The 25,795-nt window shown below is 59.7% G+C and carries 23 protein-coding genes and 1 pseudogene; 16 read left to right on the top strand and 8 right to left on the bottom strand.

Features of this window, described 5'->3' with window-relative positions; all coding sequences use genetic code 11:
- Window positions 1-23: 23 nt before the first annotated feature.
- Window positions 24-1,903 (bottom strand): annotated as a pseudogene (locus FTO60_RS15165) (cation:proton antiporter).
- A 193-nt stretch (window positions 1,904-2,096) separates the two neighbouring features.
- Here FTO60_RS15165 and FTO60_RS15160 point away from each other — a divergent pair.
- Window positions 2,097-2,705 carry an outer membrane lipoprotein carrier protein LolA gene (locus FTO60_RS15160; RefSeq protein WP_148056735.1) on the top strand — a complete coding sequence of 203 codons (609 nt, stop codon included), beginning with the start codon at window positions 2,097-2,099 and terminating at the stop codon, window positions 2,703-2,705.
- A gap of 52 nt (window positions 2,706-2,757) precedes the next feature.
- On the opposite strand, the gene FTO60_RS15155 is transcribed toward FTO60_RS15160, so the two are convergent.
- Window positions 2,758-3,342: a transglycosylase SLT domain-containing protein gene (locus FTO60_RS15155; protein WP_148056734.1), complete on the bottom strand. Its 585-nt coding sequence runs from the start codon at window positions 3,340-3,342 to the stop codon at window positions 2,758-2,760.
- 201 nt (window positions 3,343-3,543) lie between these two features.
- Here FTO60_RS15155 and hspQ point away from each other — a divergent pair, with 201 nt between their 5' ends.
- Window positions 3,544-3,870 carry a heat shock protein HspQ gene (gene hspQ, locus FTO60_RS15150; protein ID WP_148056733.1) on the top strand — a complete coding sequence of 109 codons (327 nt, stop codon included), beginning with the start codon at window positions 3,544-3,546 and terminating at the stop codon, window positions 3,868-3,870.
- 27 nt (window positions 3,871-3,897) lie between these two features.
- Here hspQ and FTO60_RS15145 read toward each other — a convergent pair whose 3' ends face one another.
- Window positions 3,898-5,472 (bottom strand): gamma-glutamyltransferase family protein, encoded by a 1,575-nt coding sequence (locus FTO60_RS15145; protein WP_148056732.1) that lies wholly within the window; start codon window positions 5,470-5,472, stop codon window positions 3,898-3,900.
- A gap of 253 nt (window positions 5,473-5,725) precedes the next feature.
- On the opposite strand from FTO60_RS15145, the gene FTO60_RS15140 reads away from it, so the two are divergent.
- From FTO60_RS15140 to FTO60_RS15100, 9 genes are all read left to right on the top strand, one after another.
- A complete protein-coding gene (locus FTO60_RS15140) occupies window positions 5,726-6,178 on the top strand; it encodes a GAF domain-containing protein (protein WP_148056731.1) in 453 nt (150 codons plus the stop codon).
- Between the two features lie 69 nt (window positions 6,179-6,247).
- Complete coding sequence (locus FTO60_RS15135; RefSeq protein WP_148056730.1) at window positions 6,248-6,814, top strand: helix-turn-helix domain-containing protein; 567 nt, start codon at window positions 6,248-6,250, stop codon at window positions 6,812-6,814.
- The gene (locus FTO60_RS15130; protein ID WP_148056729.1) at window positions 6,814-7,431 is read left to right on the top strand and encodes a LysE family translocator; all 618 of its coding nucleotides are present in this window, start codon (window positions 6,814-6,816) and stop codon (window positions 7,429-7,431) included. Before FTO60_RS15135 ends, FTO60_RS15130 begins: the two co-directional genes overlap by 1 nt.
- Window positions 7,432-7,460: 29 nt before the next feature.
- Window positions 7,461-7,811, top strand: a complete 351-nt coding sequence (locus FTO60_RS15125) for a GFA family protein (RefSeq protein WP_254696826.1) — start codon at window positions 7,461-7,463, stop codon at window positions 7,809-7,811.
- Window positions 7,804-10,254 (top strand): FAD-dependent oxidoreductase, encoded by a 2,451-nt coding sequence (locus FTO60_RS15120; RefSeq protein ID WP_148056727.1) that lies wholly within the window; start codon window positions 7,804-7,806, stop codon window positions 10,252-10,254. Before FTO60_RS15125 ends, FTO60_RS15120 begins: the two co-directional genes overlap by 8 nt.
- Window positions 10,251-11,144: a homocysteine S-methyltransferase family protein gene (locus FTO60_RS15115; protein ID WP_148056726.1), complete on the top strand. Its 894-nt coding sequence runs from the start codon at window positions 10,251-10,253 to the stop codon at window positions 11,142-11,144. The genes FTO60_RS15120 and FTO60_RS15115 overlap by 4 nt, the downstream gene beginning before the upstream one ends.
- A gap of 9 nt (window positions 11,145-11,153) precedes the next feature.
- Window positions 11,154-13,595 carry an FAD-dependent oxidoreductase gene (locus FTO60_RS15110; RefSeq protein ID WP_148056725.1) on the top strand — a complete coding sequence of 814 codons (2,442 nt, stop codon included), beginning with the start codon at window positions 11,154-11,156 and terminating at the stop codon, window positions 13,593-13,595.
- A gap of 39 nt (window positions 13,596-13,634) precedes the next feature.
- Complete coding sequence (gene rarD / locus FTO60_RS15105) at window positions 13,635-14,540, top strand: EamA family transporter RarD (RefSeq protein WP_148056724.1); 906 nt, start codon at window positions 13,635-13,637, stop codon at window positions 14,538-14,540.
- On the top strand, window positions 14,537-15,187 hold the full coding sequence (locus tag FTO60_RS15100; RefSeq protein WP_148056723.1) for an RluA family pseudouridine synthase: 651 nt from the start codon (window positions 14,537-14,539) through the stop codon (window positions 15,185-15,187). Before rarD ends, FTO60_RS15100 begins: the two co-directional genes overlap by 4 nt.
- Before the next feature lie 111 nt (window positions 15,188-15,298).
- Here the strand turns inward: FTO60_RS15100 and FTO60_RS15095 are convergent, their stop codons facing one another.
- Window positions 15,299-16,726, bottom strand: a complete 1,428-nt coding sequence (locus FTO60_RS15095; protein ID WP_148056722.1) for an aldehyde dehydrogenase family protein — start codon at window positions 16,724-16,726, stop codon at window positions 15,299-15,301.
- A gap of 146 nt (window positions 16,727-16,872) precedes the next feature.
- Between FTO60_RS15095 and FTO60_RS15090 the strand changes: the two genes are divergently transcribed.
- The 4 genes from FTO60_RS15090 to FTO60_RS15075 all read left to right on the top strand — a co-directional run bounded on the left by FTO60_RS15090 (window position 16,873) and on the right by FTO60_RS15075 (window position 20,744).
- On the top strand, window positions 16,873-17,526 hold the full coding sequence (locus FTO60_RS15090; protein ID WP_148056721.1) for a peroxiredoxin: 654 nt from the start codon (window positions 16,873-16,875) through the stop codon (window positions 17,524-17,526).
- Window positions 17,527-17,640: 114 nt separating this feature from the next.
- The gene (locus tag FTO60_RS15085; protein WP_148056720.1) at window positions 17,641-18,873 is read left to right on the top strand and encodes an HlyD family efflux transporter periplasmic adaptor subunit; all 1,233 of its coding nucleotides are present in this window, start codon (window positions 17,641-17,643) and stop codon (window positions 18,871-18,873) included.
- Window positions 18,870-20,042, top strand: a complete 1,173-nt coding sequence (locus FTO60_RS15080) for an FtsX-like permease family protein (RefSeq protein WP_148056719.1) — start codon at window positions 18,870-18,872, stop codon at window positions 20,040-20,042. Before FTO60_RS15085 ends, FTO60_RS15080 begins: the two co-directional genes overlap by 4 nt.
- Window positions 20,043-20,051: 9 nt before the next feature.
- The gene (locus FTO60_RS15075) at window positions 20,052-20,744 is read left to right on the top strand and encodes an ATP-binding cassette domain-containing protein (protein WP_148056718.1); all 693 of its coding nucleotides are present in this window, start codon (window positions 20,052-20,054) and stop codon (window positions 20,742-20,744) included.
- A gap of 122 nt (window positions 20,745-20,866) precedes the next feature.
- On the opposite strand, the gene pnp is transcribed toward FTO60_RS15075, so the two are convergent.
- Both pnp and FTO60_RS15065 read right to left on the bottom strand, forming a co-directional pair.
- Complete coding sequence (gene pnp, locus FTO60_RS15070; protein ID WP_148056717.1) at window positions 20,867-22,999, bottom strand: polyribonucleotide nucleotidyltransferase; 2,133 nt, start codon at window positions 22,997-22,999, stop codon at window positions 20,867-20,869.
- 246 nt (window positions 23,000-23,245) lie between these two features.
- The gene (locus tag FTO60_RS15065; protein WP_148056716.1) at window positions 23,246-23,617 is read right to left on the bottom strand and encodes a helix-turn-helix domain-containing protein; all 372 of its coding nucleotides are present in this window, start codon (window positions 23,615-23,617) and stop codon (window positions 23,246-23,248) included.
- A 125-nt stretch (window positions 23,618-23,742) separates the two neighbouring features.
- Here FTO60_RS15065 and FTO60_RS15060 point away from each other — a divergent pair, with 125 nt between their 5' ends.
- A complete protein-coding gene (locus tag FTO60_RS15060; RefSeq protein ID WP_148056715.1) occupies window positions 23,743-24,384 on the top strand; it encodes a nitroreductase family protein in 642 nt (213 codons plus the stop codon).
- Between the two features lie 185 nt (window positions 24,385-24,569).
- Here FTO60_RS15060 and rpsO read toward each other — a convergent pair whose 3' ends face one another.
- Complete coding sequence (gene rpsO, locus FTO60_RS15055) at window positions 24,570-24,839, bottom strand: 30S ribosomal protein S15 (protein ID WP_148056714.1); 270 nt, start codon at window positions 24,837-24,839, stop codon at window positions 24,570-24,572.
- Window positions 24,840-24,965: 126 nt separating this feature from the next.
- Complete coding sequence (locus tag FTO60_RS15050; protein WP_148056713.1) at window positions 24,966-25,793, bottom strand: calcium-binding protein; 828 nt, start codon at window positions 25,791-25,793, stop codon at window positions 24,966-24,968.
- Window positions 25,794-25,795 lie beyond the last annotated feature (2 nt).

Here is a 25,795-nt window from a genome sequence, read left to right as displayed (position 1 = left end):
CACAGAATTGGCGGGGTCCGGGATTACCCTTCGGACCCCGTTTTTGTGTCGGCTGCGGCTGCGATAATGGCTTTGATTTCGGCCTCGAGATCGCTCTGCCAGTCGTCAGACATCGCGCGAACACGGGTCATATAGGCTTCGTTCTCGGTCGGACGCACGTCTGGGTCGTAATGCTCGGCCATTTCGATCATGACTTTGCGGTCCATTTCGTCAAAGGTATCGCGGATCTGTTCGGCGGTCTGGCGCGAATGGCCCAAAGCCTCGAACAATGATCGCCCCATGCGCAAAGAACTGTCATAGGTTTCGCGGATAATATCGCGGCAACCGGCAGCATAAATTCGTAGACGTGGTTGCGATCTACCGCGCGGGCGATGATGTGAACATGCGGGTGGTTCATGTGCACGTAGTGGACCAGTTCCGTGGTCTGGTCTTTGCCGTCGATGGCGATGACCAGCACCTTGGCGTCCTCGATGCCAGCGGAATGCAATAGATCGGGTCGCGTCGCATCGCCGAAATAGGCACGGAAACCGAACTTGGCGAGCATGTCGATCTGGGCGGCCGAGAAATCAATTACCGTCGCGCCGACCCCCGCGCCGCGCAGCATACGGGCCACAATACCGCCCACGCGGCCGTGGCCTGCGATAATGATGTGGTTGGATTCTTCGATCGTGTCCGTGTCGCGGTCTTGATCGGTGTGAGAACGCGGCACGATCACCCGGTCATGCAGAATGAACAACAGCGGCGTGAGCAGCATCGACAGCGCCACGACCAGCAGCAATTGGTCGGCCACGCCCGTCGGGATCACATTGTTGGCGACGGTAAAGGACAAGAGCACAAAGCCGAATTCACCGGCTTGGGCAAGGCCCAGACCGAACAGCCACTTATCGCTGCCTTGCAGTTTGAATATTTGCGCGAGCGCCAGCAACACGACAATTTTCAACGCGATCAGCCCGAAGGTCAGCGCAAGGGTCACCCCAAGGTTTTCCGACAAAAGCGCAAAATTGATGCCTGCGCCGACCGTCATAAAGAACAGCCCCAAGAGCAGCCCCTTGAAGGGATCAATGTCGGATTCAAGTTCGTGGCGGTATTCACTGTTGGCCAAAACGACCCCTGCAAGGAAGGTGCCAAGCGCCGGGGAAAGCCCGACGAGTGACATGAGCAGAGCGATGCCGACGACCATCATCAGCGCTGTCGCGACGAACAATTCACGCAGGCGAGCGGCGGCGATAAAGCGAAAGACAGGCCCCGTCAGGAAAGACCCGCCAAAGATCACGACGGCGATTGCGCCAATGGTGACGCCCGCAGTTTGCCAGCCATTCAGGCCCGCGACCAGGCTCAGCTCTGCCTCGTGGTCTTCGGTCACGGCTTCGCTAGCAGTTTGCATCAGATCGGGCATGGCCAGCAATGGGATCAGCGCCAACATCGGGATTACGGCGATGTCCTGGAACAGCAGCACGGAAAAGCTGGACTGCCCGCCATCGCTTTTCATCAGGCCCTTTTCGTTCAGGGTTTGCAGCACGATCGCGGTGGATGACAGCGCCAGCACCAAACCGATTGCCAGCGCGATCGTCCAGGGTTGCCCCAGCACCAGCGCCACACCCATCACGGCCAGTGCTGTCAGTCCGACTTGCCCGCCGCCAAGGCCCAGCAATTTGGCGCGCATGTCCCAAAGCAGGCGCGGTTCAAGTTCGAGCCCCACGAGGAACAGCATCATCACCACGCCAAATTCCGCAAAGTGCTGAATGGCAACCACATCCACCTGCAGTAACGCCAGCACCGGACTGATCAGGATACCGGCAATCAGATACCCAAGTACCGATCCAAGCCCAAGCCGCGAGGCAATCGGCACGGCGATCACACCCGCCACCAGAAAGATAAACGCCAGCATCAGAAAATCGATCATGAAACAGCCCCCCGCTTTCACATCTTGGTTAGTCTAGGCGGGAAAGGCGTTTGCTGTAAGCGCGAATTTTCCAGCGTTCCTGTCGCGTTATCCCATAGCATCTGGCGTGATATCGCCTAGCGGCTGACAATGCGCCATCTTTCCCCCTATGTGATGGGATGCAATGATGCCCCCAAAGACTTAGGTAGGGTTTATGAAACAGTTACGCCTTCTTTTATTGCTTGTGCCGCTTGGCTTGGCCGCACTTGCCGCACCGTCCCATGCGCAACAATTGTCGCTGGCGGCGATCTCGCAGTATTTGAACCAGTTGCAGACGGCGACGGGGGAATTCACCCAGATCAACAGCGACGGCACCATTTCGACGGGCACGATCTATATCAAGCGGCCCGGGCGCGTGCGGTTTGAATATGCGCCGCCGGAACGGTCGCTGGTGGTTGCCGGCGGTGGGCAGGTCGCGATATTCGATGCGCGCTCTAACGATGGGCCGGATCGCTACCCGCTAAACCAGACGCCGCTGAGTGTCATTCTGGCGCGCAATGTTGATCTGACCCGTGCAAGTATGGTCACGGGCCAGACCAGTGACGGCACGACGACGACCGTGACGGCCCAGGATCCCGATAATCCCGAATACGGCACGATCCAGCTGGTGTTCACAAGCGATCCGGTCGAGCTGCGCCAGTGGGTCATCACCGATGACCTGGGCGAGCAGACAACCGTGATTTTGGGTGATCTGGCCACGGGCGGCAATATCCGTGACATCCTGTTCAACATTCAGGCCGAGATGCGCAGCTGGCAAAACTAGCCCCGCCGACATGATAGAAAGGGGCGTCCGGTCGGGCGCCCCTTTTTTTGGTTCAGCGGCGGTTACAGGTCCGCAGCTGGGCGTCATACATCACCGCGCGGTCGGCGACTTCGCCCGCGATACGCACCAGCCATGCCTTGCTGTTGTAAGTCCCGCGCTTAAAGCCCGAGCGCCCTTCGTGATAGGCAAGGTATTGGTTGCGCGTGTCTGACAGTGCCACGCCGGTTTCACGCACGGTCTGCGCCATATACCAGCCCATGAAATCGGTCGCATCGCGGATATTGTCGCGGCGCGCGCTGCGTCCGCCTTGCCGGCGCTGGTATTCTTCCCATGTGCCGTCAAGCGCCTGCGAATAGCCATAGGCCGACGATTGCCGCCCCATCGGGATCACACCCAGCGCATATTGATGCGGCGGGCGGTTGTTGCCGATGAATTTGCTTTCCTGATAGATGATCGCCATCAGGGTAGGGATTGGCACACCCCAGTTGCGTTCGGTTGCGCTGAATGCGCGCAAATAGTCGGGATTCTGGCGCACAATACTACAGGCGTTATCAATGTCGCGCGGCGCAGAGTATTGCCTGCTGCCGCAGCTAGCCACCAAGACCAGTAATATCATCGCGCGAAAGATTTTGCTCATCTGCCTCTCGCTCGTTTTGTTTTTATTGCGACTATTCTAGCTGATCAAAGACGGTCTGGAAACAGGCTTGTCATGACACAAACGCGATGACGCGCCTGACTGTCTGGCGTGGGTTCACAGACTGTTTCCCTTAATTTGGCCGCGCAGGCGTGGACAGTGCCCCTCTTGAACGTCTAGTAACGGGACGGGAGCTGTGAATCGATGCTGAAAACGCGCGCGAAATATCATCTTGGGCAGGTTGTCCGTCATCGCAAGCACCCCTTTCGTGGGGTGGTGTTTGATGTGGATGCGATGTTTGCCAACACTGATGAATGGTACGAGGCGATCCCTGAAGAGGCGCGCCCCGAAAAGGACCAGCCGTTTTACCATCTGCTTGCGGAAAATGACCAAAGTTACTACGTGGCCTATGTGTCCGAGCAGAATTTGGTGGCTGATTATTCCGGCGAACCGGTCGATCACCCTGATCTTGACGATCTGTTCGGCCCGTTCGAGGACGGTGGCTATCCGTTGCAGTTCCAGATGAATTAGGCTGGTGGGGGAAACCCCGCCCGACGCCTAATACCCGATTGCGCAACCGTCCTTGCGCGGATCGCTGCCGCCTTCGAGAACTTCGTCGTGAATCCGGATCGCCTGTGCGCCGCCAATGGGGCCGGCGGGCCGCTGCACGTTGTGGCCAAGGTCCGACAGGGTGCGGGCCACGTCATCGCCATAGCCGGTTTCCAGTTTCAGAATGCCATTTTCGGCAAAGGCGCGCGGAGTGTCGATCGCGGTCTGCGGGTCCATGCCGAAATCGGTGATGTTGCTGACGAACCGTGCATGCCCGGTTGACTGATAGGACCCGCCCATCACACCGAACGGCATGATGGTTTTGCCATCCTTGCGCAGCATCCCCGGAATGATCGTGTGCATCGGCCGCTTGCCTGCACCCGCTTCGTTGGGGTGGCCCGTTTCAAGGGTGAACCCCGCGCCACGGTTCTGGAACAGGATGCCGAACCTGTCACTGGCCAGTCCTGACCCAAAGCTGTGAAAGATCGAATAGATGAAGGAAACCGCCATGCGGTCGCGGTCGACAACGGTGATATAGACCGTGTCCTTGTGCACGGCCCCGGCGCCTTTCAGATCAACGGTGAGCGCGCGTTTGGGGTCAATCAGCGCGGCGAGCGATATGGCGGTGTTCTTCGACAGCATATGATCGACGCGACTGGTATGATCAGGGTCGGCGATAAAGCGGTTGCGGGCATCATAGGCAAGTTTTGTCGCCTCGGCCTCGATATGCAGGCGCTGGGCACCCAGCGGGTCCATCGCCGACAGATCGAACTGTGACAGGATGTTCAGCAGCAGGATCGCAGTGGCACCCTGACCGTTTGGCGGGTGTTCGACCAGTTCGATGCCTGCGTAAGTCCCGCTGACTGGCGTTGTGTAGTCGCAGACGACCTGCGCGAAATCATCCAGCGTGTGGCTGCCGCCCATCGCGCGTAGCGAGGTGACCATGTCTTCGGCCACTTCGCCCTCGTAGAACCCTCTGCGCCCCTCGGTGGCGATGCGGCGCAGCACCTTGGCCTGATCCGGCGCACGGAATATCTGGCCGATGCGTGGCGGTTTGCCGTTCCACAGGTAGGCGCGTTTTGCCGCGCCCTGCAACACGCCGGATTCCTGGGCATAGTCGCGCGCGACGCGGGGTGCGATCGGCACCCCTGCCTCGGCGTAATGGATCGCGGGGGCCAGCGCGGATGCCAGCCCGATCCGCCCCCAGTCTTTGGACAGGCGACAGATCGCATCGATTGCGCCGGGCAGTGTCACGGCTGCGATATCATTGAGCGGCACGGTGGTATGACCCGCCGCGCGCAAAGCGTCCGCGTCATAGCCCGCTGGGGCGCGGCCCGATCCGTTCAGCGCGACGATCCTGTCGCTGTCAGGCGGGGAGATCAGCGCAAAGCAATCCCCGCCGATGCCGGTCGATTGCGGCTCGCACACCCCAAGCAAGACCGCGCCTGCGATGGCGGCGTCTACGGCGTTGCCGCCAGCTTCGAGGATTTGCACAGCCACCTTGGCCGCAAGCGGGTGCGAGGTGGCACAGATGCCGTTGCTGGCAAAAACGGCGGATCGTCCGGGTTGTTGGAAATTGCGCATGAGCCCCCCTGTTTTTCGACAACCCTAGGGGCGGGATCGCGCAAGGGGAAGTATCCCGACGGCCCGCACTGGGTGGGGGCTGTTCACGCGCCGCCGGGAGAAGCCTATGCAGCTACGGGGATCAGGGTGCACCGGGTTTCGGGCGGTCGTGTGATTGTGTCATGGCGCTTTTGTGGCTTTTCGTTTCAATTGCGTCCTTGTCGGTCTTGTGTTCAAGAATGTGCAAGTTCCTGCCCAGCCAAAGGTTCAGCCCATGCCTGATTACGCGACGCTTGCCAAAACCATCGCCAGCCTGACCAAGGGCGAGGACGATCCGGTTGCATTGATGGCGACCGTGACCTGCGAGGTGCATCACAGCGATCCGCGCTTTGACTGGACGGGCTTTTATCGTGTGACGGCGCCCGAGATGCTGAAAATTGGCCCCTATCAAGGGGGGCACGGCTGTTTGCAGATCCCGTTTTCGCGCGGGGTTTGCGGTGCGGCGGCGCGCACGGGGCAGGTGCAACTGGTGGCCGATGTTGACGCCTTTCCGGGGCATATCGCCTGCGCCAGCTCCACGCGGTCGGAACTGGTCTTGCCGGTGTTTAACGGTTCGGGGCAGGTGATTGCCGTCTTTGATATCGACAGCGACCAGCCCGATGCCTTTACGCAGGCGGATGCCGATGCGCTGGTGGCGATTTTGCACGATGTCTTTGCGCGATCGTGAAATTTTGCTTTGAGATTTCACGGAATCATGGCAGCGTGAAATTCCGGGCAATAATTTCACGACGGTTCCATGATTCACGCTACCCCACAGCACGGAACACTGGGCGCTGATCTGCGCGCGTTGCGCCGTGCGCGGGGGGTGACGCTGGCCGCCTTGGCCGATCAGCTTGGTCGCTCGGTGGGGTGGCTTAGCCAGGTTGAACGCGATCTTTCCCAACCCTCGATCACTGATCTGCGCGAGATTGCGGGACTTCTGGATGTGTCGGTCAACAGCCTGTTTCGCTCTGACGCGCCAAGTGGCGAACAGGGCTTTATTGTGCGCCGCGATGCACGCCGCCCGATCGGGTCGCGCGCTGCGGGTCTGGTCGAGGAGTTGTTGTCGCCCGATCTGACGGACGATTTTGAGGTGGTGCATTCCACTTTCGCCCCGCATTCCCAGATCAAGACCCCGGTATGCCGCGCCACCCAAGAGGTCGGCTTTGTGATGAGCGGACGTATGGATATCTGGATCAAGGGCCAGACCCATCACCTGAATGCAGGCGACAGTTTCCGTGTGCGCGGAGAGCCGTTTCGCTGGATGAACCCCTATGATGCCCCTTGTGTCGCAATCTGGGTTATCGCCCCGCCGGTGTATTGATGACCTTTGCGGGGTGGAGCATTTTCGCGACCTTCTGGCTGGTGTTTGTCACTACGCCCGGGCCGAATGCCGTCAATTGCATCACCAACGGCATGACGCTGGGATTTTGGCGCAGCCTGCCTGCGGTCGCGGCGATCCTGACGCAGGCGGCCTTGTTTCTGGCGCTGTCGGCATTTGGGGTCACGGCGCTGATAGCCGCGTCACCACAAGCGTTTTCGGCCGCAAAGCTGGTCGGTGCGGGGTTTCTGGTTTTCCTTGGGCTACGCGGCTGGCTTTTGGCCAATCGTGCGCCGAAAATCGCGCAGGGCGGCGGGTCGGTCTATTGGCGTGCCTTTGCCATCGCGACGATCAACCCGAAAAGCGTGGCCGGATATCTGGCTGCGTTCAGCCAGTTCGTGCAGCCTGATGTGCCGCTGGGCACGCAGATGTGGGTGATTGTCCCCACGGCGCTGACCCTAACCGCCTGCAGCTATATGACCTATACCGCGCTTGGTGCGGGGTTGGGCCGTGCGGCGCTGGGGGCTGTGTTCAACGTCTGGCTGCGGCGCGGGCTGGCGGTGTGTTTCATTATCTACGGTGTGCTGCTGGGCAGCGCGCAAACCCCGGGGAGGGTCTGATGCAAGGATCATGTTTGTGCGGCGCAGTGATGTTTGAGGTAAAGGGCACCGCCCGCGACCCCGCCGCCTGTCATTGTTCACAGTGTCGCAAGCAGTCGGGCCATTACTGGGCCGCCGTGCAGGTGATGGACGATGATCTAACGATCAAAGGTGATGTGCGCTGGTATCGTGCCAGTGACGCCGCCAAGCGCGGGTTCTGCCCGACCTGCGGGTCGTTCCTGTTCTGGAAAGGTCACGCCGACCCGGACACAGGTGTTGCCCTAGGCGCGGTTGATGGCCCCACGGGTCTGCACCTTGAGCGCCATATCTTTACCGCCGACAAGGGCGATTACTATGACATCACGGACAACGTCCGCCAAGAGGAGCAAGAAAATGGCTGATTTCCCGACAACGGCCCGCGTGGTCATCATTGGTGGCGGTGTCGTCGGCACCTCGACGCTGTATCATCTGGCGCTGGCGGGCTGGACCGATTGCGTGCTGCTGGAAAAGAACGAGCTGACCGCCGGGTCCACGTGGCATGCCGCGGGCAACTGCCCGTCGTTCAGCACGTCCTGGGCGGTGATGAACATGCAGCGCTATTCCCTGGGTCTTTATGCGGGTCTGGCCGAGGCCGTGGATTATCCGATGAATTACCATGTGACGGGATCAGTCCGGCTGGCCCATGACAAGAACCGGATGATGGAATTTGAACGCGCCCGTTCTATGGCGCGTTATCAGGGTCTGGACGTCGAGATGATGTCGATTGCCGATATGAAGGACGCCTATCCCTTTCTGGAAACGCATGATCTTGCGGGCGGCCTTTGGGATCCCGATGATGGCGATATCGACCCGGCACAGCTGACTCAGGCTTTGGCCAAGGGTGCCCGCAGCCTTGGCGCGCGGATTGAACGGTTCTGCCCGGCCACCGGCGTGACCCGCGATGGTGATGAATGGATCGTGCACACCGAAAAGGGCGATATCCGTTGCGAAAAGGTGGTTAACGCTGCCGGTTATTATGCACAGCGCGTCGGTGAATGGTTCAAGCCCTATGGTGGCCGCACTGTGCCGATGACGGTGATGTCGCACCAGTATTTCCTGACCGAGGAAATCCCCGAACTGGCCGCCTGGACCAAGGCGCAGGGCCGCAAGGTGCCGCTGCTGCGCGATGTCGACAGCTCGTATTATCTGCGTCAGGACAAGAATGGCCTGAACCTTGGCCCCTACGAGCGCAACTGCAAGGCGCATTGGGTCACCCCCGACGATCCCATGCCCGAGGATTTCAGTTTCCAGCTATACCCCGACGATCTGGAGCGGTTGGAGTGGTATATCGAGGACGCGATGGCACGTGTGCCGCTTCTTGGCACCGCCGGTGTTGGCCGCGTGATCAACGGCCCGATTCCCTATGCCCCCGATGGCTTGCCGCTGATGGGGCCGATGCCCGGCGTGCCAAACGCCTATGAGGCTTGCGTGTTTACGTTCGGGATCACCCAAGGGGGCGGCGCGGGCAAGGTCATGGCCGAATGGATCATCGAGGGCCAGACCGAGTGGGATATGTGGGCCTGCGATCCGCGCCGCTATACTGACTACACCGATCAGGATTACTGCGATCAAAAGGCGCGCGAGGTTTATGGCCACGAATACGCCATGCATTTCCCGCAGCACGAGTGGCCCGCCGGGCGCGACAAGAAACTGTCACCCGTCGATGCCAAGGTGCGCGCGCTTGGCGGTGTTATGGGTGCCTATAACGGCTGGGAGCGGGCGAATTGGTTTGCCAGGCCGGGCGATGATACCTCCGAGGACTCAACGCATACATGGAGCCGCAAAGGCCCGTGGGAGGCCCGCGTGCGCGAAGAATGTGAAGCGGTGCGGGATCATGTGGGTGTGCTGGATCTGCCAGGGTTTTCGCGCTTCAAGTTTGAGGGACCAGGTGCGGACGAATGGCTGCGCGGTCTTGTTGCTGGTGCCTTGCCCAAGGTGGGTCGTGCGGGGCTGGTCTATTTTGCCGATGATCGCGGCCGCATTCTGACCGAGATGAGTGTATCGAGAGAAGCGGAGAACCTGTTCATTCTCGTGACCGCCGCCACTGCACAATGGCATGACCGGGAATGGCTGGAACGCCATATGCCCAGCGACGCCGCTTTCACAATGACTGATTGGACCAACAAAATGTCCACTCTGATCGTCACTGGCCCCGCGTCACGCGATCTCATGGCGCAGATTTGCGAGGCCGATCTGGATTTGCCGTGGCTCAGCCTTCAGGAAACCGCGATTGCCGGAGGGTGGGCGGCGCTGGTTCGGCTTTCGTTTGCGGGCGAACTGGGTTGGGAAATACACGCGGAAAACGCAGATATCGCCGCCATTTATGATGCAGTGCTGGCCGCGGGGGCGAAACCGTTTGGCATGTATGCGCTGAATTCCTTGCGGATCGAAAAGGGGTATCGCGCGTGGAAGGGCGATCTGTCGACGGATTATTCCCTGCTCGAAGGTGGGCTGGACCGGTTTATCAAGCTTGATAAGCCGCAGGATTTCCCGGGCAAGGCGGCGATCATGGCGGAAAAACAACGCGGTGTGGCCAAGCGGTTCGTGACCCTGATCGTTGATGCGGGTGATTGCGACGCGCCCTATATGTCGACCCTGTCATACGATGGGCAGATCGTTGGCGAAACCACTTCGGGCGCTTATGGGCACCGCGTTGGCGCATCCATCGCGCTGGGCATGGTGCGCGCCGATCTGGCGGTGCCGGGCACCCAATTGCAGGTCAATATCTTTGGCGAAATGTGCCGCGCGGTGGTGCAGGAGGATGCGCCGCTGTGGGATCCGTTGAACGAAAGACTCCGTGCATGAACATAGCCCTTCTGGATGGCGGCATGGGGCAGGAACTGGTGCATCGCGCCGGTGACCGGCCGACCCCGCTGTGGTCAACGCAGGTGATGGTCGATCACCCCGGCATGGTGCAGCAGGTGCATGCGGATTACTTTGCCGCCGGTGCCACGATCGCCACGGCCAACACCTATGCGATCCACCATGACCGGCTGGCGGGCACGGCAATGGACGGGCAATTCGCCGCGCTGCATGACGCGGCGCTGGCCGAGGCCGAGGCCGCGCGCGCAGCCCAGGGCAGTGGGCGCATCGCGGGTGCGATTGGCCCGCTTGTCGCCAGCTATCGCCCGGACACCCACCCGCCGCACGCCGAGGCCGTGGCGAAATACGCTGAAGTTGCGGCATTGATCGGCCCGCGCGTTGATCTGATCCTGTGCGAAACCGTTGCATCTGTGGCGCATGCGGTGGCGATTGCCCAAGGCGCGCGGGCGGCGGGAAAACCTGTGTGGCTGGCCGTAACGGTGAGCGATCGCGACGGCACTGTTCTGCGATCAGGTGAACCGATTTCGGCGCTGGCGGGATTGGCAAAGACCGGACAGGTTGCCGCCTTTCTGGCGAATTGTTCGGCCCCCGAAGTCATGGCGGATGCGGTGCGTGAACTGGCGGCGTTCGGGCTGCCGGTGGGCGCCTATGCGAACGGATTCACCCAGATCACCGAGGATTTTCTAAAGGAAAAGCCGACCGTTGATGCCCTGTCGCCGCGCCGTGATTTAGGGCCGGATGTCTATGCCGACTATGTTCTGGACTGGGTTGATGCGGGCGCCACAATCGTCGGGGGCTGCTGTGAGGTTGGCCCGGCGCATATCGCTGAAACGGCCCGCGCGTTGCGCGCGGCGGGCCATGAAATTGTCTGAGGTGCCATTATGACTCTTCCAACCCACGCCCGCGTTGTCATCATTGGTGGTGGCGTGATTGGCTGTTCCGTCGCCTATCATCTGGCCAAGCAGGGCTGGAAAGACATTGTCTTGCTGGAACGCAAGCAATTGACCAGCGGCACGACCTGGCACGCGGCGGGGCTGATCGCGCAGCTGCGCGCGACCGCGAATATGACGAAACTGGCGAAGTATAGCCAAGAGCTTTACGGCAACCTTGAGGCCGAAACCGGTGTTGCCACCGGGTTCAAGCGCTGTGGATCAATCACGGTGGCGCTGAGCGCGGAGCGGCGCGAGGAGATTTTCCGCTCTGCGGCGATGGCACGGGCGTTCGGCGTGGATGTGGACGAAATCTCGCCTGACGAGGTCAAGGCGATGTATCCGCATCTTAATATCGCGGGCGTCGCGGCAGGTGTTTATCTGGACAAGGACGGGCAGGGCGATCCGGCCAATATCGCGCTGGCACTGGCCAAGGGCGCACGCCAGAACGGCGCGGTCGTGGCCGAGCGAACCAAGGCCACAGGCGTGACACGCGACGGGCGGCGCATCACCGGCGTTGACTGGCAAAGCGGCGGCGAAAACGGCCATATCAGCTGTGATCATGTGGTGAATTGCGCAGGTATGTGGGGCCACGAGGTTGGCCGGATGCTTGATACCAACGTCCCGCTTCATGCTTGCGAACACTTTTATATTGTGACCGAGGCGATCGCGGGGCTGACGCAAATGCCGGTGCTGCGGGTGCCTGATGAATGCGCCTATTATAAGGAAGACGCGGGCAAGATCCTGTTGGGTGCGTTTGAACCCAATGCGAAACCCTGGGGTATGGAAGGCATATCGCCGGACTTTGAATTTGATCAACTGCCCGAGGATTTCGACCACTTCGAACCGATCCTCGAACAGGCCGTGAACCGTATGCCGATGCTGGCCGAGGCCGGGATACATACGTTCTTTAACGGGCCGGAGTCGTTCACGCCTGATGATGCCTATCACCTTGGGCTTGCGCCCGAGATGGACAATGTCTGGGTTGCTGCCGGGTTCAATTCCATCGGCATTCAATCGGCGGGTGGGGCCGGTATGGCGCTGGCGCAGTGGATGGATGAGGGCGAAAAGCCCTTTGATCTGGGTGACGTCGATATCAGCCGGATGCAGCCATTTCAGGGCAACAAGACCTATCTTTTTGAACGCTCCAAAGAAACGCTGGGACTGCTTTACGCCGATCACTTCCCCTTTCGGCAAAAGGCCACGGCGCGCGGTTTACGGCGCACGCCCTTCCATCAGCAGCTTTTGGACCAAGGCGCGGTGATGGGTGAATTGGCCGGGTGGGAGCGGGCCAACTGGTTCAGTAATCTGGGTCAAGACCCAGCTTACGCCTACAGCTGGAAGCGCCAGAACTTTTTTGACAATGTCGCTGCCGAACACCGCGCGGTGCGTGAAAATGTCGGCATTTATGACATGTCGTCGTTCGGTAAAATTCGTGTCGAGGGGCGTGATGCCACGGCGTTTCTGAACTACATCGGCGGCGGCGAATATGACGTGCCGGTGGGCAAGATCGTCTATACGCAATTTCTGAATAGTCGCGCTGGGATCGAGGCGGATGTGACCGTGACGCGGTTGAGTGAAGTCGCCTATCTGGTGGTCACGCCTGCGGCCACGCGGCTGGCCGATGAAACATGGATGCGCCGCCATCAGGGTGATTTCAACGTGGTGATCACCGATGTGACCGCGGGCGAAGGTGTGCTGGCCGTGATGGGCCCGAATGCGCGCAAGCTGTTGCAGACCGTGTCGCCCGCTGATTTCAGCAATGACGCGAACCCGTTTGGCACAGCGCAAGAGATCGACATTGGCATGGGCCGCGCCCGCGTTCATCGCGTGACCTATGTGGGCGAGCTGGGTTGGGAGGTTTACATCAGCACCGACATGGCGGGCCATGTGTTCGAGGTGTTGCACGGTGCCGGGAAGGATATGGGTGCGAAACTGTGCGGGATGCACATGATGGACAGCTGCCGGATTGAAAAGGGTTTCCGCCACTTTGGACATGACATCACCAGCGAGGATCACGTGCTTGAGGCGGGTTTGGGCTTTGCCGTAAAAACCGAAAAGTCGGCGTTTCTCGGGCGTGATGCGGTCTTGCGCAAAAAGGACGAAGGGCTGAACGCGCGGATGGTGCAGTTCCGGCTGACGGACCCCGAACCGCTGCTGTATCACAACGAGCCGATCGTGCGGGACGGACAGATTGTCGGCTATCTGTCGTCGGGGGCCTATGGCCATCATCTGGGCGGCGCGATGGGGCTGGGCTATGTGCCGTGCAAGGGGCAAAGCCCGGCGGATGTCTTGGCCAGCACCTACGAGATCGACGTGATGGGCACGCGCGTGCGCGCCGAGGCGTCATTGCGGCCGATGTATGATCCCAAATCGGAGCGGGTGAAGGCGTAACGTGGGTTGAAACCCACTTTACCACTGATATGAGGGGGCATGAGCCATCCCAACGCCCTTGCAACACCGATCCAGAGCGGTGATAGCCCCGCTGGTCTGGGTTTTGCCATTTCGGCCTATGTGCTGTGGGGGTTTCTGCCGCTTTACATGAAGCTGGTGGCGCATATCCCATCCGCCGAAGTTGTCGCGCATCGGGTGATCTGGTCGGTGCCGATCGCGGCGGCAGTGCTGGTTGTCCTAGGCCGCACGGGTGACATTCGCGCCGCGCTGTCATCGCCACGCACGATCCTTTTAGGGTGCCTGACAGCGGGTCTTATTTCCATCAACTGGGGGATATACGTCTGGTCCATCGCCAATGATCAAGCGCTCGAAGCTGCGCTGGGCTATTATATCAACCCGCTGTTCAGCATGTTTTTGGGCGCGGTGTTTCTGGGTGAGAGGTTGAACCGTCTGCAATTGGTCGCCATCGCGCTGGCCGCCAGTGCGGTGCTGGTGCTGACCTTTGATCGCGGCGGGTTGCCGGTTGTGGCTTTGGCGCTGACCCTGACCTGGGGGCTTTATGCGCTGTGCAAGAAATCCCTGCCGATTGGCCCTAATCAGGGTTTTCTGCTGGAAGTGCTGATCTTGCTGTTTCCGGCGCTGGCCTATTGGGGCTGGCTGGAAAGCACAGGCGCAAGCCACTTTACCGTGTCGGGCGGTGATGTCTGGCTGCTGCTGGGCTGTGGTGTGGTCACGGCGGTGCCCTTGTTGCTTTATGCCAATGGGGCGAAACGTCTGCGCCTGACCACCATCGCGATCCTGCAATATATCGCGCCGACGATGATCTTTCTGGTGGCGGTGTTCCTGTTTGACGAACCCTTTGGCCAGGCCCGCGCGATTGCCTTTCCGATGATCTGGGCGGCGGTTGCAATCTATTTGCTTTCCGTGTTCCGGCGCCGACGATGAGCAGCAGCGACTATGACCCCCCAACCGATCCGCTGGTGATCCTGCACGAGGACCATGAGGTTATTCTGGTGGATAAACCTGCGGGTCTGCTTTCAGTGCCGGGCAAGGGTGAACATCTGGCCGATTGCCTTTTGGCGCGGGTGCAGGCGGTGTTTCCCACGGCCCTTCTGGTGCATCGCTTGGATCGCGATACGTCGGGTGTGATGATTTTTGCCGCGACGCGCCATGCGCAGCGCCATTTGGGCCTGCAGTTTGAAAAACGCCAGACGAAAAAGACCTATGCCGCCCGTGTCTGGGGCGAGATGGCGGAGAAGACCGGCACGGTCGATCTGCCCTTGATCGTCGATTGGCCCAACCGGCCGCTGCAAATGGTCTGTCACGAAACGGGCAAACCAGCGCAGACTGATTGGCGTGTTGTGCGCAGTGGCGGCGGGGAAACAAGGGTGCGGTTGATGCCAAAGACCGGGCGGTCGCACCAGTTGCGCGTGCATATGCTGTCGCTGGGCCATCCGATTTTGGGCGATCCGTTCTATGCGACGGGTGTGGCGCGCGATTATGACCGGATGATGCTGCATTCGGAAACCTTGCAGTTCCGCCATCCTGACGGCGGCAAGGGGATGCGGATCACGGCCGCTGCGCCGTTTTAGGGTGGAACACTCGGCCCGGACTCAAGCCGAAGCCGCCGATCACCCGTCTTGCATCGAATCAAAGAGAACGGGCGCGAGGTTTCCCCCGCGCCCTGCTAACCTGCGGTGTGCCTACTTGGAGACCCATCCGCTGACGGCTTTGACTTCAAGGAAATCTTCAAGCCCGAACGTGCCGCCCTCGCGCCCGTTGCCGGATTGTTTGTAGCCACCAAAAGGCGAGCCTTGGGCAAAGCCCTGACCGTTGGTTTCCACCATGCCCGAACGCAGGCGCCGCGCGACCCGCTGACGTTTTTCGTCGTCTGGCGTCTGGATGTAATTGGTCAGCCCATAGGGCGTGTCATTGGCGATGGCGATGGCTTCTTCTTCGGTATCAAAGGGGATGACCGACAGGACCGGGCCAAAGATTTCCTCGCGCGCGATGGTCATGGTGTTGTCCACATCGGCAAAAACGGTCGGCTTGACGTAAAAGCCGCGGTTCAGCCCGTCAGGGCGGCCAAGACCACCGGCGGTCAAGCGCGCCTCGCCCATGCCGACCTCGATCAACCCTTGGATCTTGTTGAACTGTGCCTCGGACACGACGGGACCGATATGCTTGCCTTCCTCGCTGGCGGGGCCGACGCGGGTGTTGTTGGCGACTTCGCTCACGACCTCGACGGTGCGGTCATAGACGGACCGTTCGACCAGCAGGCGGGTTGGCGCATTGCAGGACTGGCCCGAGTTGCGGAAACACCGGTCGGCGCTGTAGTGCATCGCGTTTTCGCCCGCATCCGCAAAGAGGATATTCGCGCCCTTGCCACCCAGTTCAAGGCTGACCCGTTTCAGCGTATCCGCAGCGGCCTTGGAAATGGCGATACCTGCGCGCGATGATCCGGTAAAGCTGACCATGTCGACCTCGGGGTGGGTTGAAAGCTGGGTGCCGACACCCACGCCGTCCCCGTTCACAAGGTTAAACACGCCTTTGGGGAAACCGGCCTCATCGCAGAAATCTGCGAACAACAGACCAGACAGCGGAGCGATTTCCGATGGTTTCAGCACAACAGTGCAGCCCACGGCCATCGCAGGCACGGCCTTGAGGACGATCTGGTTCATCGGCCAGTTCCACGGCGTGATCAGCGCACAGACGCCGATCGGTTCCAGCAGGGTCTTTTCGGTCGCGGTGAAGTCGCGCTCGAATTCGAAGTTTTCAAATGCTTTCAGGAACCCTTCAAGGTGCCAACTGCCCGCGCCGACCTGATTGACGCGGCTCATGGAAATGGGGGCGCCCATTTCCATCGACATGGCCTGCGCCATTTCTTCCTGCCGGTCGTTGTAGACTTCAAGCAGGCGCTTGATCAGGGCGATGCGGTCGCCCTTGGGCGTAAAGGCCCAGCCATCAAACGCGGCGCGTGCGGCGGCGACGGCTGCGTCGGTATCGGCTTGACCACCCAGCGAGATTGTCGCGCAGACTTCCTCGTTGGAGGGGTTGATGACATCAAAGTCATTGGCTTTGGCCGGGTTCACCCATGCACCATTGATGTAGAATTTGCGGTTGTCGACCATGACAGCTCTCCCTTGAAATTTGCGTCACACTGTCACCGCACAAAACGAGGTGCAAGCGGTGGTAGTAGTGCAGGTTTCGCCCCCTTATATAGGTGGATGAGACGGCCGATACGAGTGGCCGCGACATTGGCATAAGGAGTTACGACATGAGTCTGCGTATCAACGACACGATCCCGAATCTGACAGTTGAAACCGATCAGGGCACATTCGATCTGCACGAATGGATTGGCGACAAATGGGCGATCCTGTTTTCCCATCCCAAGGATTTCACGCCGGTTTGCACAACGGAATTCGGTGCCGTGGCGCAACTGGCCGATGAATGGGCTGCGCGCGACACCAAGGTGATGGGCATATCTGTGGACGGCGTGGCCGAACACAAGGAATGGAAGACCGACATCGAAGCTGTCGGGGGTGCCAAGGCCGGTTTTCCGATCATCGCTGACGAAGACCTCAGGGTTGCCAAGGCGTTCGATATGCTGCCCGCCGAGGCCTATTTGCCCGATGGCCGCACGCCTGCTGACAGCGCGACCGTGCGCGTGGTTTTCATCATCGGTCCCGATAAAAAGCTGAAACTGTCGATGACCTACCCGATGAACGTAGGCCGTAACTTTGCCGAGGTGCTGCGCGCCCTCGATGGATTGCAGACAGCGGCACGCGAAAACGTGGCCACGCCTGCAAACTGGCAGGTTGGTCAGGATGTGGTTGTGCCGACAACTGTGTCAGACGCCGATGCGATCGCGAAATACGGTGCGATCGATACGAAACTGCCCTATCTGCGGATGGCCAAGCTGCCGTCCTGAGCCGGTTGAAATTGCGAATGAAAGGCCCCGTTAAGGCGGGGCCTTTTGCGTTTCGACGGCTGGACAAATGCTGGCGCAGGCGTAGTGTGGATAAAACTGAACAGGACGGTTTAGGTGCAGGATATCAAAACCAATACCGCCACAGACCTGCCCGATCTGGTTGTGCGCCATGACGGCACTGAAAACGAAATGTCACAGGTCGCCCCGCCAAAGCCAAGCCGCTGGCGGCATCTGCGCCTTTTGGCGATTCCCGCGTTGTTGTTTCTGGGCGCTGTTATCGGGCTATATTTTCAGCCTCCGGGCCTGCAAAAGTTTTTTCAGATAACTGGCCTGCAACCCGGTGCGGGGACCAGCGCGCCGATTGCGCTGCCGCCTGAAATTTCCCTACCCGCTGACGTGATGCAGACCCTGCAGGTGACTGATGTGATCGGTCTGGCCCGTCTGATGCCGCGTGGCGATATTTCGACCGTCGCGCCGCCTTTTGGTGCGGGCGATGCCCGTGTTGCGCAGGTTTTGGTGGCTGAAGGTGACCGTGTCGCCGCTGGCGATGTAGTTGCCCTGCTGGATAACGCTGCGCAGTTGGAAAGTGCGGTTGCCCGCGCCCAAGCAACCGTGGCGGTGCGCGCCGCGAGCCTGCTGCAGACCCGTCAGGCCGTCCAGATTTCCACTGACGAGGCCCGCGCAAGCCTGGAGCAGGCCGAGATTGCAGCGCTTGAGGCGCAATCGGAATTGATCCGCAGTCAGGAATTGTTCCAGCGCGGTGTGACCACGCAGGCCGCGCTTGATGTCGTGCAATCGGCCAGTCTGCAGGCCGATCGCGCGGTTGATCGCGCCCGTGCCACGCTTGCCCGCTATGAAAGTGCCGATATCGATGCCCAGCCCGACGTCCTGGTGGCGGCGCGCAATCTGGACGCCGCGCGCAGTGACCTGGCCAGCGCACGCCGCGATTTGTCGCGTGCCCAAGTGGTCGCGCCGATTGATGGCGTCGTGCTGGATGTGCATGTCCGCGCCGGTGAAAAACCGCCCAGCGACGGGATTCTGATGATGGGCGATACCGAAGTGATGATGGCCGAGGTCGAGATTTATCAGGATCGCATTTCGATGGTGGCAGTCGGTCAGCCGGTTGAACTGGTGGCCGAAGCGATCCAGCGCACCCTGTCGGGGCGGGTCGTCAGTATCGGCCTGACGGTTGGCCGCCAATCATTGTTGTCAGACGAAACGGCGGCAAACACCGATGCGCGGGTTGTTACGGTGCTGGTGGAACTGGACGCGGAGTCTTCGGTGATAGCGGCGCGGTATACCAATCTAGAGGTCATCGCGCGGATCGACACGCGGGCGGCGCAATGAGCCGGTTACTTGCTGTGCTATTCGGGCGCTTGCCGATTGGCTGGCTACAGCTGACCCATTCCAAGGGGCGGTTGGCGGCGGCGATTACCGGCGTCGCCTTTGCCAATGTTCTGGTGTTTGTGCAGCTTGGGCTGGCGTCGTCCATTTCGACGGCGACGCTGCGCCCTTATGACTTTTTCAACGTCGATATCATGATCTCGGCGCAGGACGCGAATGCGTTGACCGAAGGTGACAATGTTGCCCGCCAATGGATGTTTCAGGCTTTGGCCGACCCGGATGTCATTGCCGCCACGCCTGTCTATATCGGCATGATGAACTGGCAGCAGTCCGACCAGACACTGGGGCTGTTGGCGTTTGGGATTGACCCCAACAGCGATGGATTTCTGTCACCTGATCTGCAGCGCAAACTTGCGCCGTTGCGGCTGCAAAACGGTGCGATCATCGACATGAACACGCGCGGATTGTCGCCCGATATCGCCGCGGCTATCCGCCCGCAATCACCGCAGACATTCGAGGTATCGGGCCAGACTGTGACCCTGTTCGATACCTTTCAAGGTGGCGGCGGATTTATAAGTGACGGGCATATGGTCATGTCGGACCAGTCGTTTCTGGCGTTGTCGAACGGGCGCAGTGCGGGTGCGCCCGATCATATCTTTTTGCAGGTCGCAAGCGGGGCCGATCCGGCAATTGTGGCCGACCGGTTGCGCGGCGAAATATCGGATAAAAGCCTGCGCATCCGTAGCTACGCGGACGCCATGCAAGAAGACATTACCTATCAAAACACGCAGCGCCCGACGGGGATCATTTTCGGCTTCGGTGTGGTGATTGGCATTCTTGTGGGGATCGTCATTGTCTATCAGGTGCTGTCCACGGATGTGGCCGATCACATGCGCGAATACGCGACCTTCAAGGCAATGGGATACGGGCAGATGTTCTTTCTTGGGATCGTTCTTGAGGAGGCGCTGATCCTTGCGGTCTTTGGCTTTATCCCGGGGTCTATCATCGGCTATGGACTTTTGTCGGGGATGCGCGAGGTGACAACACTGCCGATCGTTTTGACGGGTACGATGGCATTTCAGGTGTTCTTCGGCACGCTCGCGGCCTGTGCCCTGTCGGGTGTTCTGGCCACACGCAAGCTGGCTGCCGCCGATCCGGCCGATCTGTTCTAGGGGCGTCGCATGGGTGATGAAGTGTTGCAGATCGCGGGGCTGAACCACTGGTTCGGGACGGGCGAGGCGCGCAAACAGGCGATCTTTGATTTTGACCTGAACATAGCACGGGGCGATCTGACAATCCTGATGGGGCCGTCCGGGTCGGGCAAGACGACGATCCTGACGCTGGCCGGTTGCTTGCGTGATGTGCAGGACGGATCAGTGCGTCTGCTGGGCCATGAATTGAATGGCGCCCTCAAGGCGACGCATGAAATGCTGCGTAAGCGTTTGGGGTTCATTTTTCAGGCGCACAACCTCCACGAAAGCCTGACCGCAGAACAGAACGTGCTGATGGGATTGCAGGTGCACGGGCTGCAGGGGCCGACCTATACGCAGGCGGCACGCAAGGCGTTGGAACTGGTGGGTTTGGGCGACAGGATGACCTATCTGCCGCAGAACCTGTCGGGAGGGCAAAAACAGCGGGTTGCGGTGGCGCGTGCGCTGGTGGGCAACCCCGATATCATCTTTGCCGATGAACCAACTGCCGCGCTGGACAAGGACAGTGGCGTTAATATCGTGCGGATGCTTAAGGAACTGGGCCGGGTGCGCGGGACGACCACGGTGATGGTGACCCACGACAATCGCATTTTGGACATGGCCGACCGGATTTTAACGATGGAGGATGGCCGCCTGATCAAGGATAGTGCGGCGTCAGTGTAGAACCGCGCACGGGATTTTTTGGTTCGTCGTTCCGTCCGGTTTGTTTGGGTCGGATGCATCTCACATCAAAAAAGCCCCGATGGTTCCATCGGGGCTTTCTAAATTTCGCAAAGAGTTGGGGATTAGCCCTCGGCTTTTTCTTCTTTGGCCTCTTCACCGGTTTCCTGATCGACGACTTTCATCGACAGGCGCACCTTGCCGCGGTCGTCAAAGCCCAGCAGCTTGACCCAGACGTCCTGACCTTCTTTCAGCACATCCGAGGGGTGGTTCAAACGGCGGTTTTCGATCTGGGAGACGTGCACAAGGCCGTCCTTCTTGCCAAAGAAGTTCACGAAGGCACCAAAATCGACGATTTTGACGACGTTGCCCTTGTAGATTTTGCCTTCTTCTGGCTCGGCGACGATGGACCAGATCATGTCGTAGGCTTTCTTGATCGCCTCGCCGTTTGGCGATGCGATCTTGATGATGCCTTCGTCGTTGATATCGACCTTTGCGCCGGAGACTTCGACGATCTCGCGGATCACTTTCCCGCCCGAGCCGATCACTTCGCGGATCTTGTCGGTGGGCACCTGCATCGTTTCGATGCGTGGTGCGTGAACGCTGAAATCGCTGGCCGAGGTCAGGGCCTTGGACATTTCACCAAGGATATGCATGCGCCCGTCCTTGGCCTGCGCGAGTGCCTTTTCCATGATTTCGGGCGTGATGCCCGCAACCTTGATGTCCATCTGCAGCGAGGTGATGCCGTTTTCCGTGCCGGCAACCTTGAAGTCCATATCGCCAAGGTGGTCTTCGTCACCCAGGATGTCCGACAGAACCGCATATGAGCCGTCATCTTCGAGAATCAGACCCATCGCAACACCGGCAACTGGTGCCTTGAGAGGCACACCGGCGTCCATCATCGACAGCGAACCGCCGCAGACAGAAGCCATTGAGGACGACCCGTTGGATTCGGTGATTTCGGACACAACGCGGACTGTGTAGGGGAAATCGGTGGCGGCGGGCAGAACAGCCTGAAGGGCGCGCCAAGCCAGTTTCCCGTGACCAATTTCACGACGACCCGTGAACCCAAAGCGGCCCACTTCACCAACCGAATAGGGTGGGAAGTTATAGTGCAGCATGAAGTTTGACTTGTAGGTGCCATGCAGCGCGTCGATCATCTGTTCGTCGTCGCCTGTGCCCAATGTGGTCACAACCAGACCTTGGGTTTCGCCACGTGTGAACAGGGCCGACCCGTGCGTGCGGGGCAGGATGCCGACTTCGCTGATGATCGGACGGATCGTATCAAGGGCGCGCCCGTCGATCCGCTTGCCGTTCTTGACCACGTCACCGCGCAGCACGCCAGCTTCCAGCTTTTTCATGGCTGACCCAAGGTTTTCATCAGCAAGCTGTTCTTCGCTCAGCGCGGCTTTGATGGTTTCGCGGGCCTCGGCAACAGCGGTCGTGCGCTCTTGCTTGTCGGTGATCGCGAACGCGGCGCGCATTGCTTTTTCGCCAGCCTTTTTGACTGCAGCAGACAGGTCGCTGTAGTCAGGTGCCTGAAAATCAAACGGCTCTTTGGCGCAATCTTCGGCCAGATCAATGATCAGGTCGATGACGGGCTGGATCTGGTCATGGGCGAATTTCACCGCACCAAGCATTTCAGCCTCGGAGAGTTCGTAAGCTTCGGATTCGACCATCATCACGGCGTCTTTGGTGCCTGCAACAACCAGATCAAGGCGCTGCTCGGGGTTGTCACGCAGCTTGTGCATGTCGTCGATTTCGGGGTTCAGCGTGTAGTCGCCATCCTCGAAACCAACGCGGCACGCCGCAATCGGACCCATGAAGGGTGCGCCGGAAATTGTTAGCGCAGCGGATGCGGCGATCAGGGCGACAACGTCGGGGTCATTGACCAGATCGTGGGACAGCACCGTGCAGATCACGAGGACTTCGTTTTTGAAGCCTTCGACGAACAGCGGGCGGATCGGACGGTCGATCAGGCGGCTTGTGAGCGTTTCCTTTTCGGTCGGACGCGCTTCGCGCTTGAAGAACCCGCCGGGAATTTTGCCGGCAGCATAATACTTTTCGTTGTAGTGCACGGTCAGCGGAAAGAAGTCCTGCCCCGGCTTTTGCTGTTTTGCGAACGTCACGTTCGCCATCACAGAGGTTTCGCCATAGGTGGCGATCACGGAACCGTCTGCCTGACGGGCAACCTTCCCCGTTTCCAGTGTCAGCGTTTCTTCGCCCCACTGAATGGATTTTTTCACTTCGTTGAACATCTATCGTTTCCTATCCGGGCCTATCTTGGCGTTCCAAGTGCCCTATTGCATGGCGGCCCCATTGCCGCCGATCCCTGTCCTTTGCACGATGCCGGGATCAAGCATCACGTCTCAGATGGCTGCGCCATATACTGGATTGGGCGCTTTGGGAAGGGGAAGGTGAGTCTGTTGGGGGGGACAAGGGAGGCCTTCATCGCACGGTGCGCCAAAGTCTGCCTTGGAAGGCGGGTCAATTGGCGGCCGTTCTTACGACGAATTGCCCATATCCTGATCATAAGCTTCGCGCGCTGCTGCGATCCTGGTCAGATTGTTAAGGGCCCAATGGCCTAGCGCGCTCACTGGTTCACGAAAGGACTGCCCCATCTCGGTGAGGGTGTATTCCACCTTGGGCGGGATCGTCGGATGGTAGGTGCGGTGCACGAGGCCGTCGCGTTCCAGTTCTTTCAATGTCAGGCTTAGCATGCGTTGCGAAATGCCAAGGTTCCGCTTGAGTTCATTGAACCGCAGCGTTCCGTATTGAGACAGCGAGATAATTACCAGAACGCTCCACCGGTCGCCGACGTGTGACAGAACCTCGTTGATCTGTTTGCAGTCGGGGCATTGTTTGCTGTCCAGCATGGCGGTTCCCTTTTTGTGACCGAGGCTCAGAAATGTGCCTTCTTGTAGCGCAATACGGTTCTCATTACATCGTCGGTTACAAATGTATACTGCCCGTGACGGGCTTTGCCAAGAGGACCAAAACCATGACGACTAAGACTCTGAACGACCATCTGAACTGGCGTTACGCCACCAAGAAAATGGACCCCGCAAAAGCCGTGCCGCAGGATAAGGTCGAGGCCATAATCGAGGCGGCCCGCATGGCCCCTACTTCGAGCGGGACCCAGCCGTTTGAAATCATCGTCGTGACGAACCCGAAGATACGTGGCCAGATCGCCGAAGCCGCTGGTGGGCAGGCACAGATCATCGATGGGTCACACCTTTTGGTGTTTGCAGCCTGGGACAACTACACTGACGCGCGCATTGATGAGGTTGTTGGGCTGAACGTCGATGCCCGTGGCGATCTGCCGATGCTGCATGCCTACTATGATCAACTGAAAGCCAACTACCTGCCGCGCGAGGCCGAGGTGAACCATGCTCACGCTGCGCGCCAAGCCTATATCGCGCTGGGTGTCGCGCTGGTGGCCGCTGCCGAACAGGAAGTAGACAGCACGCCGATGGAAGGGTTTGACCCAGAAGCCGTGGACGCGATCCTTGGTTTGAAAGAACGCGGCTTGCGGTCGCTGGTTTTGATGCCTTTGGGTTACCGCGATGCGAGCGGCGACTGGTTGTTGCCGATGAAGAAAGTGCGCAAATCGGTTGATACGATTGTCACCCACGTCGACTGAGGCAAAGCCGTTACCATAGAACGGGCGTTCGGCGAAGATTGGCCGCCCATTTTCAGCAGTGGCCCGCAAGGCGCATCACATACCCTGGTGCGCCTTGTGGCATTCCGCAAACCGGACAGTCACCCCACCAAACGCAAAACGCCCGCCAGAGTGGCGAGCGTTTCAAATCGTAACCGATTGTGCGTTTAGCGGCGGATGCCAAGGCGTTTGATGAGGTCCTGATAACGGGCTTCGTCTTTGGCTTTGGTGTAGTCCAGCAGCTTGCGGCGCAGGGCGACCATTTTCAAAAGGCCACGGCGACCGTGGTTGTCTTTCTTGTGGGTCTTGAAATGCTCGGTAAGGGTCGCGATGCGGGACGACAGGATAGCAACCTGAACTTCGGGCGAACCTGTGTCGCCTTCTTTGGTTGCAAATTCTTTCATCACGCGTGCTTTTTCTTCAGCAGTAATCGACATCGGGGTCTCCTTGGTTAAGGGTGATGGCGCAAGCCGGGATGTCGTCCAGCAGGGCCCTTGGAGGGTATCGCGGATTCGCCCGCGATGGGTGCTGATAGGGGCAATCGCACCAAAAGAAAAGGGTGTTTATCCCGCGACCAGTTGCACGGTGGCCAGATCAAGCGTGTTGATGCCAGCAAGCATGGCCACGGGCATCCCGTTGGCAAACAGCGTCAGGCCGGTCGCATCGGTCGCGGTGGTCAGGACAGGGGCGGCGCCGCTGTAAAGCACGACCAGCGCGTCTTCGCCCGCGTCATAGTCCATGACCGACAGGCTGCCCTGTGTGTTGTCCATCGCAAAGATATCGGCACCTGTGCCGCCGCTGAGGATGTCACCGGCGTTACCGATCACGGTATCATTTCCCGCGCCGCCATTGAGGTAGTCAACCGCTGCCGTATCTTCGCCGGTAGCGCCGTCGATCACATCGTCGCCGGACCCGCCGTGCAGCACGTCCTGACCGGCGCCACCGATCAGCATGTCATCGCCCAGCGATCCCAGCAGCGCATCGTCACCGGCGCCACCCATCAGCGTGTCATCGCCGCTGCCGCCATTCAACTGATCGTCGCCTGTGCCGCCATCAAGCGTGTCGTTGCCGATATGGCCGAACAGGCTATCGCTGTCATTGCCGCCATCGATCAGGTCATCGCCCGCCCCACCATGCAATTCATCGGTGCCATCGCCACCCGCCAACGTGTCATTTCCGCCTTCGCCAGCGACATAGTCGTCGCCCCCCAGCGCGTCGATATCGTCATCCCCGTCGCCGGAATAGATCACGTCGCCATCGTCTGAAGGGCTGTCGATCAGTGGCGGGTCTTCGTCCATATTCGCCGTTTCCGCTGCCGCATCGTCGGCTTCGGGGCTAATCAGCGCGGCACCGGCAAATGCAATTCCAAGAAGTCCAAGAAGGGCAAGCATCG

The organism is Octadecabacter sp. SW4 (assembly GCF_008065155.1).
In the GTDB taxonomy this organism is placed as follows: domain Bacteria; phylum Pseudomonadota; class Alphaproteobacteria; order Rhodobacterales; family Rhodobacteraceae; genus SW4.
This window is presented reverse-complemented; position numbering and strand designations above follow the sequence as displayed.